Here is a 14,234-nt window from a genome sequence, read left to right as displayed (position 1 = left end):
GGCGACAGATTACAGTTTTTCCCCCGTCACACCATCATTTCCTTGGTCGCGGTCAGTTTCACGTCCGGATAGTCGCGCACAACCCGGTCGATGTCCCATTGCAGGCGGGTCAGATACACAATGTCGCCATCGTGATCATTGGCGATATGCTGTTTGTTGGCGTTGACCAATTTGTCCACGGCCGCCTTGTCGCCGCTGACCCAACGGGCGCTGGTGAACTGTGACGCCTCAAAACGGACGGGCAGGCCGTATTCCATTTCGATCCGGCTGGCCAGCACTTCGAATTGCAACGCGCCAACAACCCCGACGATAAAGCCGGAGCCGATGGACGGTTTGAACACTTTGGCCGCGCCTTCTTCGGCAAATTGCATCAGCGCCTTTTCCAGGTGCTTGGACTTCATCGGATCACCGGCGCGGACACCTTGCAGCAGCTCGGGCGCAAAGCTGGGAATACCAGTAACACGTAAAGGTTCCCCTTCGGTTAACGTATCGCCAATGCGCAGCTGGCCGTGGTTGGGAATGCCGATGATGTCACCGGCCCAGGCCTCTTCGGCCAGTTCCCGGTCCGAGGCCAGAAACAGCACCGGATTCGAGATCGCCATGGGTTTTTTGGTGCGCACATGGTTCAATTTCATGCCGCGTTTGAAATGCCCCGAGGCAAGGCGGACAAAGGCCACCCGGTCGCGGTGTTTGGGGTCCATGTTGGCCTGAACCTTGAACACAAAACCTGCGACCTTTTTCTCTTCAGGTGCGATGCTGCGGGGCTGCGCAGATTGGACCTGGGGCAGGGGGCCGTAGTTGCCGATGCCGTCCATCAACTCTTTGACACCAAAGGAATTGATCGCCGAACCGAACCAGATCGGGGTCATATGCCCTTCGAGCACCGCCTGCGGGTCCAGCTTTGGCAGCAGTTCGCGCGCCATTTCCAGGTCCTCGACCAGTTTGTCCAGCAGGTGTTCGGGCACGTATTTGGCCAGGTTGGGATCGTCCAACCCGTTGATTTCGATGGATTCCGCGACCTTGTTCCGGTCGGCGCGGTCCATGAGTTCAAGCCGGTCGCGCAGGATGTCATAACAGCCGACAAAATCGCGTCCGACCCCGATGGGCCAGCTGGCCGGGGTCACGTCGATGGCCAGCATCTCCTGAATTTCGTCAATGATTTCAAAAACGTCCCGGCTTTCACGGTCCATCTTGTTACAGAACGTCAGGATCGGCAGGTCGCGCAGCCGGCAGACTTCGAACAGCTTCTGGGTCTGGCTTTCCACACCTTTGGCCCCGTCGATCACCATGATGGCCGCATCCACGGCCGTCAGCGTGCGATAGGTGTCTTCGGAGAAGTCGCTGTGGCCGGGTGTGTCCACCAGGTTGAACCGCAAACCGTTGTAATCAAACGACATTGCTGAGGCGGAAACCGAAATCCCGCGGTCTTTTTCCATCTGCATGAAGTCAGAGCGTGTGCGGCGGGCTTCGCCTTTGGCGCGCACCTGACCGGCCATCTGGATGGCCCCCCCGTAAAGCAGGAATTTTTCGGTCAATGTGGTCTTGCCCGCGTCCGGGTGCGAGATGATCGCAAAGGTACGGCGGCGCGCAATCTCGGGCGGCAATTCGGGGCGGTTTGAGGCGGTGTCCAACATGAGCGCGCGTATAGGTAAGTTTTGGCGGCGGAGCAAGGAAAACGGGGGGTGACATGCGTGCACCCCACGTGCACCGGGCGTGCAGCGGGCTGTGCGGTGGCGCGGCGTTAACCAATTGCGGGCAAAGTTAAGCGGTGATGAACAAGAGAGGTGATGCCATGGTCAACCGCAAACAGGCCCGAAACGAAATGCTGCACGAGCTGGAAGCGCTGCAACAGGGGCTGGCCAGCGATTGGTTGGACAAAAGTCTGCCGGATGAATGGCACGGGCTGGACACAAGACATGGGGCGCTGCGCGACAGAACCCGGGTGACCATCCGGTTGGACACGGACATGGTGCGCTGGTTCCGCAAGCTGGGACCGGGGTATGGCGCGCGGATCAACCAGGTGCTGCGGATCTATTGGACGGCGTTGATGTGCGGCCATATCCAGGCCCATCAATACGACGACACGCTGCCCCGGCTGATGGCCGAGGCCCAGCGGGCGCTGCGCGGCGTCGGGCGTTAGAGTATTACCGCGTCGAGGCGCGGCGCAGCAGGTCGATGGCGTCTGGGCGGTCGAGCAGGTTTTTTTGCACGTCGATCCCGTGGTCATCGCGTCGCCCGTGGCGGGTCGTGGCGAGCTTTTTCAGCAGTTCGCCGGGGACGGCGGGTTTGGTCGACGGGTCCAGCAGCAGGGATTCTGCGGCGATGCCTTCGGCGTAGATGATGTGGTGACGGTCAAACAGCAGCTGGAAGTAATCGACAAAGCCGCCTTCGACGCGGACAACGGACTCGCCGTTGATCAGGTGGCGGGCAGTGACCAGGATTTCGGAATGGCCCGCACCGATGCGGTCGCTGCGTTGATAGACGAACAATCGGTGGTCGGGGCTGACCAACAGGTCACCGGCGTTGTTCAGCGCGCCGGCCCGGATCAGAACCGGGGCCATGGCGCCGGTGGCGCGCACCGTGTTCTGGCCGATCCAGCGGATCGGTTGCACGCCATCGTCGCGGGTCAGCACGCGGTCGCCGACGGTCAGCTCTTCGATCGGGATCTGGGCCCCTGACGCCAGGGTGATGCGGGTGCCGCGGGTAAAGGACACCGAGGCCAGTTCGGCAAATTTGCGCCGCGCCGATTCGCGGCTGGTTTTCAGCAATGTGTATTCGGTCTGGGCCACCAGCGGCACCAGCGGCAGCAGGTGCAGGCCCACGATCAGCCCGTCCAGGTCGACTTCGACCAGCAGCAGGATGTCGGTGGTCGACCCGTCCGGCGACATGAAGGACAGGGTGCAATCCAGGTGCAGCGCGTTGCCTGCGGTGCCGGCTTCGCTGTCGGCGGCGATGCCAAAGCTGTTGTCGAGCCGGGCCATCAGCGACAGGCGGTCGGCGCTGATGCCGGATCTGAGCTGGTAGATATCGTCCAGGTCCAGCTCATCCATGAGCCCGACACCATCGCCAAGATTGGCCCCGGCAACAACGCGCAGGCCATCAGCCGGGTAGACGGGATAGGATTGAACGGAACCGTTTTCAGAAAACACGAAACACACCTGCCTTGATTGAGCTGATCCAAAATCCCGGGGCAATGCCGGGGCTGTGGACAGGGTCGCCCCAGAATATGGCCATAGTCGGTCAAATCCCAGAAGTTTTTGAGCCCTTTCTGTCTGTGGAATTGGGGATGGTGTTTGCGCTGGTCAACCCCTGCGACCGGGTGTTAGTCGTTTTGCCAACGAGGATAGCCAAGGGAGAGGGCTGATGGATCTGGGAATTTCCGGGAAACGGGCGCTGGTCTGTGCGTCCAGCAAGGGGCTGGGGCTGGGCTGTGCCGAGGCGCTGGCCGATGCGGGCGTGGATCTGGTGATGAATGCGCGGGGCAGCGCGGCGCTGGAGGAATCGGCGCAGAAGATTCGCGACACCTATGGGGTCGACGTGGTGACGGTGGCCGCCGATGTGACCACACCCGACGGGCAGGCCAGGGTGCTGGAGGCCGCCAAAGACGTGGACATTCTGGTGACCAATGCGGGCGGGCCGCCTCCGGGGATGTGGACCGATTGGGACCGCGACGATTTCATTCAGGCGCTGGATGCCAACATGCTGGCCCCGATTGCGTTGATCAAGGCATTGGTGCCGGGCATGATGGCACGTGGCTGGGGCCGGGTGGTCAATATCACTTCGGTGTCGGTCAAGGCCCCCATCGGGGTGCTGGGCCTGTCCAATTCGGCCCGCGCCGGGTTGACCGGCTATGTTGCGGGCACCGCGCGCCAGGTCGCCGGATCCGGCGTGACGATCAACAACCTGCAACCGGGCATCCATGCCACGGATCGGGCGGTGTCGCTGGATGGCGGCGCAGCACAGGCCCAGGGGATTTCGATCGAACAGGCCAAGGTGAACCGCTGTGCCACCATTCCGGCGGGCCGCTATGGCACCCGCGAGGAATTTGGCGCGACCTGTGCGTTCATGTGTTCCCAGCTTGCTGGATTCATGGTCGGGCAAAACATCCTGTTGGATGGCGGTGCCACCAATTCGACAATGTAATCCATGGCGTCGGGATTTTCGCTGAAGGACCAGTTGTTCAACGTCGAAAAGGTCCGCTATCTTGCGGGCCTTTTTTCCGCGGCCGATGCCGGGTTTGATGGCGATGCCTTTGAAGCCCGTGTGATGTCGCGGTTGAGCGATCTGGAGTTAAAGGAGCGCATCACCTGGATCGCGCAGGTGATGGGCGACGTGGTGCCGGGGGATCTGCCCGAGGTGGCCCCTGTTTTGATGGCGGCGCTACCGCCGCCGTTGGACCCCGATCTGACGGATGATGATTTTGGCGATTTCATCTTTGCCCCGTTGGGGGAATGGGTGGTGCAGCGCGGTGTCGCGGCGCATCCCGACCTGTCGCTGGATCTGATCGCGGCGCTGACCCAGCGGTTTTCGATGGAATGGGCGATCCGCCCGTTTCTGAACCGCTGGCCACAGGAGGTTCTGGCCCGGATGGAGAGCTGGGCAGATCACGACAGCTATCATGTGCGCCGTCTGGTCAGCGAAGGCACCCGTCCGCGTCTGCCCTGGGGGCAGGCGGTGAGCCTGGCGCTGGAGGAGCCGTTGCCGTTGTTGGATCGGCTGCATTGCGACCCCACCCGCTATGTCACCCGGTCTGTGGCCAACCATCTGAACGATATAACCAAAAAGAACCCGGATCTGGTGATCGACCGGTTGACGCGCTGGCATGCGCAGGGGCGTCAGCGGCCGGAGGAATTGCGTTGGATGACGTCGCATGCGTTGCGCGGGCTGATCAAGGCGGGCCATCCCGACGCGATGGCGATGTTGGGATATGACCCGCAGGCGCCGGTGACGGCCCGGTTGGAGATGACGACACCGGTGGCGCGGATCGGGGAGGCTGTCACATTCGCCTGCCATCTGTCCGGCCCCGAGGGGACGCCGGTTCTGGTCGATTATCGGATGCATTTTCTGCGCCCCAGCGGGACGGTGTCGGTCAAGGTGTTCAAATGGAAGCAGGCCCGGTTGGGAGCCGGGGGGCTGGCGCTGACAAAGCGGCACAGGCTCAAGGCGGATGCCACCACATTCCAGCTGATGCCGGGGGCGCATCGCATCGAGGTCATGGTGAACGGCACGCTGCATGATGGCGTGGATTTTGATCTTGGGCCAGCGTGAGTCCGGTTGGCCAACAGCCGACTTGCACCCGCTGGGCGGGGTTGCTATCTGCATGTTATATCCGATGATTTTGATCGGAAACCTGAACGAGGCCGCATGACCCCACATTCTCTTTCGCAGCCTGTGCCGGCCCCGCGGTTGGAAATCCGCAATCTGGTGCGCCATTTCGAAGGGCGTGCGGTTGTGGATGACGTGTCATTGCGCATTCAGGCCGGGCAGGTGACCTGTCTGCTGGGGCCGTCAGGATGCGGGAAATCCACCACGTTGCGGATGATTGCCGGCGTCGAAATGCAGGATTCCGGCGAAATTTATGTGGATGGCAAGCTGATCTGCGACACGGTGTTCCGGGTGCCGCCCGAACGGCGCGAGATCGGGTTGATGTTCCAGGATTTTGCCCTGTTTCCACATCTGAGCGTGGCCGAAAATGTGGCCTTTGGGTTGAACGGTCCGCGCGAGGAGAAACGCGCCCGGGTTGAGGAGCTGTTGGAGCGGGTGCATCTGACCCGGTTCATCGATGGTTATCCGCATCAATTGTCGGGTGGGGAACAACAGCGGGTGGCATTGGCGCGGGCGCTGGCACCGCGGCCGCGGATCATGTTGATGGATGAACCGTTTTCTGGGCTGGACAACCGGCTGCGGGACGGGGTGCGCGACGAAACCCTGAGCCTGCTCAAGGAAGAAGACACCGCGGTTCTGCTGGTCACGCATGAACCCGAAGAGGCCATGCGCATGGCCGATGAAATCGCGCTGATGCGCGGCGGCAAGATCGTGCAGCAGGGCGCGCCCTATAATGTCTATACCCGCCCCGTTGATCGCGCGGCGGTGGCTTTTTTCAGTGATACCAACGTGTTGAGATCGACAGTTCAAGGGGCTTTGGCGCAGACCCCCTTTGGTCAGTTTCTGGCACCCGGCGTGCCGGATGGCACCGAGGTGGACATCGTGTTTCGCCCCCAGCATGTGCGCCTGGATTTCGACCGCCAGGGCGGCGGCCCGCTGCCCACGCCCAGCGATGGGGTTGCGGCGCGCGGCGTGGTGACACGGGCGCGGTTTCTGGGACATGAGAGCCTGGTTGAATTTCGCATGGATTACGACGGATCGGTGCTGAAGGCGACGGTTCCCAATGTGTTTCTGCCCGAAGAGGGGCGTGTGATGTGGTTGACCGTGCGGCGCAATCGCTGCTTTGTCTTCCCGGCCTGAGTGTGCGACTGTCCTGAGTGTGCGACTGTGCGGTCGAAAAGGACCGGGCAGGAATGACTGGGTGGGCAGGACACAACCAATGACAGACAATTTCGACATTCGGGTGATGGGCATCCGCGATGTGGCGCGCGCCGTGGATTGGGCGGCGGCCGAAGGCTGGAATCCGGGCCATCAGGATGCCGCCTGTTTCGCCTGGGTGGATCGGGCCGGGTTTTGGGGCGGCTGGATCGGGGACGAGATGGTCGCCGCGATTTCGGTGGTCAATTATGACGACGGGTTTGCCTTTCTCGGGTTCTACATGGTTGCGCCGCAGTGGCGCGGGCGCGGATTGGGCCTGCGGCTGTGGCAGGCGGCGCTGGACCATGCGGGCGGTCGGGTGGTCGGGCTGGACGGTGTCGTGGATCAGCAGGACAATTATGCGCGCTCCGGCTTTGATCTGGCGTGGCGCAATATCCGCTATGGCGGGGTGCCACGGGCGCTGAATGCCGGGGCGGAGGAATTGACGTTGGAGATCGTGGCGGCGCCCGATGCGGCGTTGGAAGCGTTGGATCGCAGCGTGTTTCCGGCGAACCGTCAGGGGTTCTGGCGAGATTGGCTGGGCGCACCGGGGCATCTGTCGATCCGGGCGCGGCGCGGGCCGGAAACGGTGGCGTTTGGCACCCTGCGCCCCTGTCGGAATGGGTCTAAGATCGGGCCGCTGGTGGCGACATCGCACGACGCAGCGCAAACCGTGCTGGCGCGGCTGTTGCAGGATCTGCCCGCCGGGCAGGAGGTGTTTCTGGATGTGCCGGAACCCAATGCGCAGGCGGTGGCGCTGGCGCACTCGTTGGGGTTAGCGCCGGTGTTTGAAACCGCGCGCATGTATCGCGGTGCCGCGCCGGATCTGGATGTGACCCGGATATTCGGGGTGACGTCGTTCGAATTGGGCTGAGCGTCGGGGTCAGCCGTGATCCGGTTCATAGTCGATGAGCCGTTTGCCCGGTTCATCCACGAACAGTTCCGGCAGCGCGTCGGCCTGTTCGATCAGATCGACGCGGAAGACGCGGAAATCATTGCGGGATTCGCACCACGCGGTCAGCGTCCAGACCCGCCCCCAATATTCCATATGCAACGGACGGATGGTGCGGCTGGTCAGGGTGCCGTCGATGCGGCGATAGTTAAGGTGCAGTTTCTGGCGGGATTTGATCGCCGCGCGCAGGGTCGCCATATGGGCAAAGCCGCGCGCCGCATCGGCAAAGGGGTAGACGGCGAATTTCCACGCGTCCGCTTCGGCGATGGTCTGGGTCGGCAAGACGGCGTCGATCTTGTCGCTGAGCGATAGGGCGGCGGATTTGAGATCGGGATCGGCGGCCTCGGCGACGATGGCCATGCCCAGATTCAGCGCCTCCAGCTCTTCGGGGGTCAGGTTCAGCGGCGGCAGGGTGATCTGTTCGCGCACCATATAACCGACACCACGTTCGCCTTCGACCGGCACACCCGAGGCGACCAGCGTGTCCATGTCGCGATAGATGGTGCGCACCGACACTTCGAGCCGCGCGGCGATATCCTTGGCCCGGTGCAACTGTCCGTCGCGCAGGATCTGGATGATGTCAAAAAGGCGGTCGGTGCGGCGCATGGGATCAAGGTTTGGGGCAGGGGGACGGGGGCGTCAAGTGGACCTGGGCCAACACTGTGCCCCAGTCAATGCGCCGGTCAGTGCCCCAGTCAATGCCCCAGTCCATTTCCCGGTCAGTCGAATTTCAACCACAGCTGACCCGCCCGGTATCCCCCCTGGATCAGCAACCCCGGCTTTTGGACTTCGGGAAATTGTTGGGCCCAGTCGCGAAACCGGTCGTTGGTCACAATCGGGGCCTGCATGTCGCGGGCGGCGGTCAGGATAAAGGGGTCCGCCGGGGTGCCCTTGGGCACCACCATCACCCGGTCGACGGGCAGTTTGAGCCGTTTGCCCAGAGCGCTGTCGTGTTGGTATTTCCCCGCGATCAGATAGCCGGCATTGGCGTCAAAAACCACTCCGGGCGCATAGCCCAGGGATTCGAGATGGCGGATGACCTGGTACAGCGGCTGGATCTGTGGGGTGCCGTCCTTCCAATGCATGATGTTGGAACCATCCAGAACAATCCATTTTGGGCGTTTGCGCCTGCGCGCCCACAGTAGTGCACCGGCGACGATCAGACCCAGGGTGGCGGCGACGATCAGAAGCAGGGGGGTGTCGGTCAGCGACGGCGGGTCGGCGAGCAGGTTGGAGAGGGAGACAAAGGGTGTCGTCATTCAAAACCACATTCGGAAAAACAGTCATATCGGATGGCGACTGTTGCCGGGTTTGGCACCGGGGACAAGGGGCGAAATCGGCGCAATTTGGCGCGATCTGCCCCCCGATCAGGGGACGGGGGACAGATCTTTGGCGGGTAGGATGGGATCAGATCGCCCAATGCACCGTTTCGTGGCGCATGGTGACGCTGTCGGGGACGATGGCGGCCATCAGGGCCGGGGCGAACTCCTGTTCGGTAAAGGTTTCGGCCACGGCCCGGGCCGTGTCCATGTCGGACCAGATGACATAGTCGGTCCAGGTGCCATCGTCGCCACGGCTGAGCTGGCGATGACGAAAGCCGGGATTCTGGCGGCAGAAGGCCTCAGACTTTTGGCTGAGCGCGATATAATCCGGGATACTGACATTTGGGGCCAGTTTGAAAGTCACGATTTCTGCGACGTGATTTGTCATTTTTCCATCTCCTTGGAGTGATTGGTGGTTTGGATGGGGTGGATTTACCCCATAGCAACTGACATAAACCTGTCAGTTGGATGCGGGTGTTCAAAAATTTCTGCGGATTCCGACCCGTATCCCCATGGTTTTGATCCCATGCGGGTTTGCGCGGCACCGGGGGGGGCGTAGAACCAACCCCACACATACATATGACCGGCACCGGGGATGGTGCCGATGACATCAAGGAGAATACACATGCTTAACAATATCGGTCTTCCCGGCATCCTGCTGATTGCTGTTGTGGTTCTGGTCCTGTTCGGACGGGGCAAGATCAGCTCGCTGATGGGCGAAGTCGGCAAAGGCATCACATCGTTCAAGAAGGGCATCAACGAAGGCTCCAAGGAGCTGGAAGAAGATATGACCGAAGAGGTCAAAGACGTGACTTCGGAAACCGACCCCGAATCTGGCAAAGACAAGGCATAACCCCGCATGTTCGATCTTGGATGGACCGAACTGTTGGTCATTGGCGTCGTGGCGCTGATCGTTGTGGGCCCCAAGGACCTGCCGGTCCTGTTCCGCAATGTCGGCCGCTGGGTCGGCAAGGCGCGCGGCATGGCCCGCGAATTCAGCAAGGCCATGAACGACGCCGCTGACGAAGCAGGGGTGGGCGATTTGCAAAAGGGGCTCAAGGCGGCCACCAACCCGTTGGACACCGCGTTGGACGGGGTGAAATCGGCGACAAAGGATCTGACAAGCTCGATTGATCCGACCAAGTTCGACCCCACCAGCGAAACCGGCAAGCTGGCCGCGCAACGGGCCGAGGATGCCAAGAAGATCCAGGCATCGACAGCCCGCGCGGCTGCGGAACGCAAGGCCCGCGAAGCCGAAGAGGCGTTGGCCAAGGCGGACGAGGCCGAAGCGGCGCTGAAGCCGCAAGACGGGCTGCAAGACGGGCCGCAAGATGAGGCGAAATCATGAGTCAGACAGACAACATCGACGATTCTTCGGCCCCGTTGATCGAACATCTGACCGAATTGCGGTCCCGTTTGATTCATTCGGTGGTGGCGTTTCTGATCGGGATGATCATCTGTTTCACTGTCGCGACCCCGATTTTCAATTTCCTGACCGCGCCGCTGTGTCAGGTGTTGTCCGAACGGGGCCAGGATTGCGACCTGATCTTTATCTCGCCGCAAGAGGGCTTCTTTGTTGCGATCAAGGTCTCGTTGCTGGGCGGGTTGATCCTGTCGTTTCCCTATATCGGGTTGCAGATGTGGCGGTTTGTGGCGCCGGGGCTGTATAATTCGGAAAAAGGCGCGTTTCTGCCGTTCCTGATTGCGTCGCCATTCATGTTCCTGCTGGGCTCCAGTTTTGCGTTCTATGTGGTGACACCGCTGGCCTATGATTTCTTCCTGGGGTTCCAGCAGTTTGGGGCCGAGGGCGAAGCCGTTGCCGAAGGCGCCGCCGCGCCGCTGAGCGTGGTGTTCCAAGGCTCGGCCCAGGAATACCTGAACCTGACGATCAAATTCATCGTGGCGTTTGGCATGTGTTTCCAGCTGCCGGTGCTGTTGACCCTGATGGGCAAGGCCGGTCTGGTCAGCGCCGAAGGATTGGGCGCGGTGCGCAAATATGCCGTGGTTGCGATCCTGGTGTTGGCCGCATTGGTCACGCCGCCGGATGTGATCACCCAGGTGATCCTGTTCGTGGTGGTCTATGGTCTGTACGAAATCTCGATCTTCCTGGTGCGTCGGGTTGAAACCAAACGCGAAGCAAAACTGCGGGCCGAAGGGTATTACGACGACGAGGACGACGCGGATGATGGCCATTTCGACGACCCGCTGATGGCGGAATTCGACGAGGATGACAAAGCCGACAAGTAACGGCTGAATAGCGAGAAACAGGAAAGGCGCACCCGGGATGGTGCGCCTTTTTTGGTTGTGGGTCACCAATTGTTGCCGGAGCCAAGACTGTTGCCTTGTGCCTGATTTGGGGTTTTGTTTGTCCCAAAGGTTCTTTTGTTCGGGTGTGAGGGTGAGATGTTGAAAGACAGATACGGAAGTGATGTGACAACGCAATCGCAGAGCGCGCGCGATGCCTATGTTGACGGGGTCGACCGGCTGCTTGCGGCCAGTGACGATGTCGAGGGCGCGTTTCGCGCGGCCATTGCGGCCGACGACGGGTTTGCCATGGCCCGGATCGGATTGGCGCGGTATTTCCAACTGTGCGGTCGCGGGGCCGAAGCCCGCGCTGCGCTGGCCGAGGCACGGGACCGATTGGGCGGTGTCACCGCCCGCGAAGCCGCCCAGATTGATATTTTGGGCGATATGATCGAGGGGCGTGTTGCACAGGCGTATGGCCGGGTGCGGGCCCATGTGGCGGACCACCCGAGAGATGTCCTGTTGGCGCAGAGCTGTACCAGCGTCTTTGGGTTGATCGGATTTTCCGGCCAACCCGGGCGCGAGGCCGAACAACTGGCCTATACCACCGTGTTGGCCCCACAGTACGGCGAGGATTGGTGGTTTCTGTGCCAGCACGCCTTTGCCCAGATGGAGGCCGGGCAGACAGGCCCGGCGGCGGATAATATCGAACGCGCATTGGCGTTGAAGCCGGACAGCGCGCACAGTGCCCATGTGCGGGCGCATCTGTATTATGAAAACGGCGAGACCGAAGCCGGGTTCGACTATATCCACGGGTTCTGGTCCGAGTATCCCGAGACGGCCTATTTGCATTGTCACATGAGCTGGCATGTCGCCCTATGGGCGTTGGCACGGGGAGAGGTGGCACAGATGTGGTCGGTGTTCGACCGGTCCGTTGGCCCCCAGCGGTCGGCGGCCCCGCCGTTGAATGTGCTGACCGACAGCGCCGCGCTTTTGTATCGGGCCGCGGCCGCGGGGGTGGAGGTTGCGCCTGAGCGCTGGCGTCAGGTCAGCGACTATGCCGCGCGCATGTTTCCCAAGCCGGGGTTGGCCTTTGCCGATGTTCACGCGGCCCTGGCCCATGCCATGTCCGGCCAGACCGAGCGATTGGAAACGGTGATTGATGGGGCCAAGGGACCAGCCGCCCCGGTGGTGTCGGCTCTGGCACAGAGTTTCCGGGCGCTTGCCGCGCAGGATCCGGGGCAGGCGGTGCAGCTGATGACCGGGGTGATGAGCGAACACGAACGCATCGGTGGCAGCCGGGCGCAGCGGGACGTTCTGGAAATCGCATTGGTCAGCGCCTTGTTGGGCGCGGGCTGTGTCGAGGAAGCGCGGCGATGTCTGGATCTGCGCCGCCCCCATACTGCGCATGACCATGCGGTTGCGGGATTGCAGCACTGACCGCGACCGGTGCGGAGCGCCCTGTACGCGGCCCCGTGGGCCCCGTGCGTACCCTGTTGGCCTGACCACACGGCGCGTCTGTCCGGGTCCCGCAGGGGTGACATGTGCAATTGCGGCGGCAATGCGCTAGGATGACCCATGGTTTCAGTGCCGCAAACCGCAATCAGGAACAGCAGACATGGGATGGTCCGGGCGGAAAGTCGCAGCTTTTGTGCTGATCGGGCTGTGTGCAGCCGGCACCGTGGCCGTCTGGCAGGCCAGAGCCGAGATCCCCAGCCCCGAGGACATGGCGCTGTATCTGGGCAGGTTTGGATATTGGGCCCCGATGGTCGTGATCGGGTTGATGATCCTGCACAGTTTTGTCCCGTTTCCCGCCGAGCTGTTGGCGCTGTGTGCGGGGGCGGTCTTTGGCACGCTGCTGGGCACGGCGGTGATCTGGATCGGCGCCATGATCGGGGCCTTTGTCGCATTCTTTCTGGCGCGCTGGCTGGGCCGGGAGCTGGTGCTGAGCTGGCTGCCCGAAGGCCAGGCCGGGCGGGTGGACGGCTGGACGCGGGACCGGGGGGCGTTGGCGTTGCTGTTGTGCCGGTTCATCCCGGTGATCGCCTTTAACCTGATCAACTATGCGGCCGGGTTCACGCGGGTCCGGGTCTGGACCTTTGGCTGGACAACCGGTGTTGGAATCCTGCCGGTGACGGTGCTGTGTGCCTATCTGGGCGCGCAGATGAAGACGTTGGAGTGGGCGACCCTGTTGGGGCTGTCGGTGGTCTGTATTGCCATCGTCATGTTGGTGCATGTCCTGATCCGGCGGCTGGGGTGGACCGGGGGCTGGTGATGTCTTGCTGTCTAGGACAGAACATGGTTTCTACCGGTTCAGGACGTACAAGGGGTGAGCACACCATGGATGAAACCGCATTGACCCGCATCGCGCAGGCCCTGGAACGGATGGCACCGGCCCCGTTGGCCGCGCCGGATTTTGCCGCGGCGTCGGCCTTTGTCTGGCATGTGGACCCGGACCGGTTGGAGCCGGTGGCCCAGGTCAACCGGGTGGATCTGGACCTGCTGGTCGGGATCAACCGGTCCCGCGATACGCTGGTGGACAACACCCGCCGGTTCGCCCAGGCCTTTAAGGCGAACAACGCGTTGTTGTGGGGTGCGCGCGGCATGGGGAAATCAAGCCTGGTCAAGGCGATACACGGAACGCTTCATCCAGAGTTCCCCGATCTCAAACTGGTCGAACTGCAACGCGAGGACATGGGGTCGGTGGCGCGGCTGCTGAACCATCTGCGCAGCGCGCCCTATCGCTTTATCCTGTTTTGTGACGATCTGTCGTTCAGCCATGATGACCAGCATTACAAGAGCCTCAAGGCGGTGCTGGATGGTGGCATCGAAGGGCGCCCGGAAAACGTCGTCTTCTATGCCACGTCGAACCGACGTCACCTGATGCCACGCGACATGATCGAAAACGAACGCTCCAGCGCCATCAACCCCTCAGAAGCGGTCGAGGAAAAGGTCTCGCTGAGCGACCGCTTTGGTCTGTGGCTGGGCTTTCACCCCTGTACCCAGGATGAATATCTGGCCATGATCGACGGCTATTGCGCGGCGCATGGGGTCAGCGTGGATTCCGACACCTTGCGCGCCGAGGCGATCGAATGGCAGGCGACCCGCGGGTCGCGTTCGGGGCGTGTGGCCTGGCAGTTCTTTGTCGATCTGGCCGGGCGCAACGGCGTGCATCTCTAGGCGGTGCCGCGGGA

16 protein-coding genes are annotated in these 14,234 nt (G+C 62.1%); 11 read left to right on the top strand and 5 right to left on the bottom strand.

The features are described from left to right. Nucleotides 1-26: 26 nt before the first annotated feature. A complete protein-coding gene (locus K3727_14295) occupies nt 27-1,634 on the bottom strand; it encodes a peptide chain release factor 3 (protein ID UWQ89963.1) in 1,608 nt (535 codons plus the stop codon). Between the two features lie 137 nt (nt 1,635-1,771). Here K3727_14295 and K3727_14290 point away from each other — a divergent pair, with 137 nt between their 5' ends. After that, nucleotides 1,772-2,140: a BrnA antitoxin family protein gene (locus tag K3727_14290; protein UWQ89962.1), complete on the top strand. Its 369-nt coding sequence runs from the start codon at nt 1,772-1,774 to the stop codon at nt 2,138-2,140. 4 nt (nt 2,141-2,144) lie between these two features. Here K3727_14290 and K3727_14285 read toward each other — a convergent pair whose 3' ends face one another. Continuing rightward, entirely contained in the window at nt 2,145-3,050 is a 906-nt protein-coding gene (locus tag K3727_14285; protein ID UWQ93389.1) for a Hint domain-containing protein, read from the bottom strand. Between the two features lie 313 nt (nt 3,051-3,363). On the opposite strand from K3727_14285, the gene K3727_14280 reads away from it, so the two are divergent. The 4 genes from K3727_14280 (at nt 3,364) to K3727_14265 (ending at nt 7,396) form a co-directional block, all read left to right on the top strand. After that, nucleotides 3,364-4,143, top strand: a complete 780-nt coding sequence (locus K3727_14280; GenBank protein UWQ89961.1) for an SDR family oxidoreductase — start codon at nt 3,364-3,366, stop codon at nt 4,141-4,143. 3 nt (nt 4,144-4,146) lie between these two features. Then, entirely contained in the window at nt 4,147-5,268 is a 1,122-nt protein-coding gene (locus tag K3727_14275) for a hypothetical protein (GenBank protein ID UWQ89960.1), read from the top strand. A gap of 96 nt (nt 5,269-5,364) precedes the next feature. Further along, nucleotides 5,365-6,465, top strand: a complete 1,101-nt coding sequence (locus K3727_14270) for an ABC transporter ATP-binding protein (protein UWQ89959.1) — start codon at nt 5,365-5,367, stop codon at nt 6,463-6,465. A gap of 79 nt (nt 6,466-6,544) precedes the next feature. After that, a complete protein-coding gene (locus tag K3727_14265; protein ID UWQ89958.1) occupies nt 6,545-7,396 on the top strand; it encodes a GNAT family N-acetyltransferase in 852 nt (283 codons plus the stop codon). A gap of 9 nt (nt 7,397-7,405) precedes the next feature. Here the strand turns inward: K3727_14265 and K3727_14260 are convergent, their stop codons facing one another. The 3 genes from K3727_14260 to K3727_14250 form a co-directional block, all read right to left on the bottom strand. Beyond that, nucleotides 7,406-8,080 (bottom strand): YafY family transcriptional regulator, encoded by a 675-nt coding sequence (locus K3727_14260; protein UWQ89957.1) that lies wholly within the window; start codon nt 8,078-8,080, stop codon nt 7,406-7,408. A 113-nt stretch (nt 8,081-8,193) separates the two neighbouring features. Further along, complete coding sequence (locus K3727_14255; GenBank protein UWQ89956.1) at nt 8,194-8,733, bottom strand: hypothetical protein; 540 nt, start codon at nt 8,731-8,733, stop codon at nt 8,194-8,196. 148 nt (nt 8,734-8,881) lie between these two features. After that, a complete protein-coding gene (locus K3727_14250) occupies nt 8,882-9,184 on the bottom strand; it encodes a hypothetical protein (protein UWQ89955.1) in 303 nt (100 codons plus the stop codon). Between the two features lie 237 nt (nt 9,185-9,421). Here K3727_14250 and K3727_14245 point away from each other — a divergent pair, with 237 nt between their 5' ends. From K3727_14245 to K3727_14220, 6 genes are all read left to right on the top strand, one after another. Next, a complete protein-coding gene (locus K3727_14245) occupies nt 9,422-9,649 on the top strand; it encodes a twin-arginine translocase TatA/TatE family subunit (protein UWQ89954.1) in 228 nt (75 codons plus the stop codon). 6 nt (nt 9,650-9,655) lie between these two features. Then, complete coding sequence (gene tatB, locus K3727_14240) at nt 9,656-10,144, top strand: Sec-independent protein translocase protein TatB (protein UWQ89953.1); 489 nt, start codon at nt 9,656-9,658, stop codon at nt 10,142-10,144. Next, complete coding sequence (gene tatC, locus K3727_14235) at nt 10,141-11,043, top strand: twin-arginine translocase subunit TatC (GenBank protein ID UWQ89952.1); 903 nt, start codon at nt 10,141-10,143, stop codon at nt 11,041-11,043. The genes tatB and tatC overlap by 4 nt, the downstream gene beginning before the upstream one ends. 159 nt (nt 11,044-11,202) lie before the next feature. After that, on the top strand, nt 11,203-12,480 hold the full coding sequence (locus K3727_14230) for a tetratricopeptide repeat protein (GenBank protein ID UWQ93388.1): 1,278 nt from the start codon (nt 11,203-11,205) through the stop codon (nt 12,478-12,480). 178 nt (nt 12,481-12,658) lie between these two features. Then, on the top strand, nt 12,659-13,315 hold the full coding sequence (locus K3727_14225; GenBank protein ID UWQ89951.1) for a TVP38/TMEM64 family protein: 657 nt from the start codon (nt 12,659-12,661) through the stop codon (nt 13,313-13,315). A gap of 65 nt (nt 13,316-13,380) precedes the next feature. After that, nucleotides 13,381-14,220 (top strand): ATP-binding protein, encoded by an 840-nt coding sequence (locus tag K3727_14220; GenBank protein ID UWQ89950.1) that lies wholly within the window; start codon nt 13,381-13,383, stop codon nt 14,218-14,220. Nucleotides 14,221-14,234: the final 14 nt, after the last annotated feature.

This window comes from Rhodobacteraceae bacterium M382, from assembly GCA_025141015.1.
In the GTDB taxonomy this organism is placed as follows: domain Bacteria; phylum Pseudomonadota; class Alphaproteobacteria; order Rhodobacterales; family Rhodobacteraceae; genus Aliisedimentitalea; species Aliisedimentitalea scapharcae.
This window is presented reverse-complemented; position numbering and strand designations above follow the sequence as displayed.

Bases quoted from the DNA above. Each gene is read 5' to 3' on its own strand.
- tatC (UWQ89952.1), top strand. From the start codon at position 10,141: ATGAGTCAGACAGACAACATCGACGATTCTTCGGCCCCGTTGATCGAA.
- K3727_14220 (UWQ89950.1), top strand. From the start codon at position 13,381: ATGGATGAAACCGCATTGACCCGCATCGCGCAGGCCCTGGAACGGATG.
- K3727_14245 (UWQ89954.1), top strand. From the start codon at position 9,422: ATGCTTAACAATATCGGTCTTCCCGGCATCCTGCTGATTGCTGTTGTG.
- K3727_14285 (UWQ93389.1), bottom strand. From the start codon at position 3,050: ATGGATGAGCTGGACCTGGACGATATCTACCAGCTCAGATCCGGCATC.
- K3727_14270 (UWQ89959.1), top strand. From the start codon at position 5,365: ATGACCCCACATTCTCTTTCGCAGCCTGTGCCGGCCCCGCGGTTGGAA.
- K3727_14290 (UWQ89962.1), top strand. From the start codon at position 1,772: ATGAACAAGAGAGGTGATGCCATGGTCAACCGCAAACAGGCCCGAAAC.
- K3727_14250 (UWQ89955.1), bottom strand. From the start codon at position 9,184: ATGACAAATCACGTCGCAGAAATCGTGACTTTCAAACTGGCCCCAAAT.
- K3727_14255 (UWQ89956.1), bottom strand. From the start codon at position 8,733: ATGACGACACCCTTTGTCTCCCTCTCCAACCTGCTCGCCGACCCGCCG.
- K3727_14225 (UWQ89951.1), top strand. From the start codon at position 12,659: ATGGGATGGTCCGGGCGGAAAGTCGCAGCTTTTGTGCTGATCGGGCTG.
- K3727_14260 (UWQ89957.1), bottom strand. From the start codon at position 8,080: ATGCGCCGCACCGACCGCCTTTTTGACATCATCCAGATCCTGCGCGAC.
- K3727_14295 (UWQ89963.1), bottom strand. From the start codon at position 1,634: ATGTTGGACACCGCCTCAAACCGCCCCGAATTGCCGCCCGAGATTGCG.
- K3727_14275 (UWQ89960.1), top strand. From the start codon at position 4,147: ATGGCGTCGGGATTTTCGCTGAAGGACCAGTTGTTCAACGTCGAAAAG.
- K3727_14265 (UWQ89958.1), top strand. From the start codon at position 6,545: ATGACAGACAATTTCGACATTCGGGTGATGGGCATCCGCGATGTGGCG.
- K3727_14280 (UWQ89961.1), top strand. From the start codon at position 3,364: ATGGATCTGGGAATTTCCGGGAAACGGGCGCTGGTCTGTGCGTCCAGC.
- tatB (UWQ89953.1), top strand. From the start codon at position 9,656: ATGTTCGATCTTGGATGGACCGAACTGTTGGTCATTGGCGTCGTGGCG.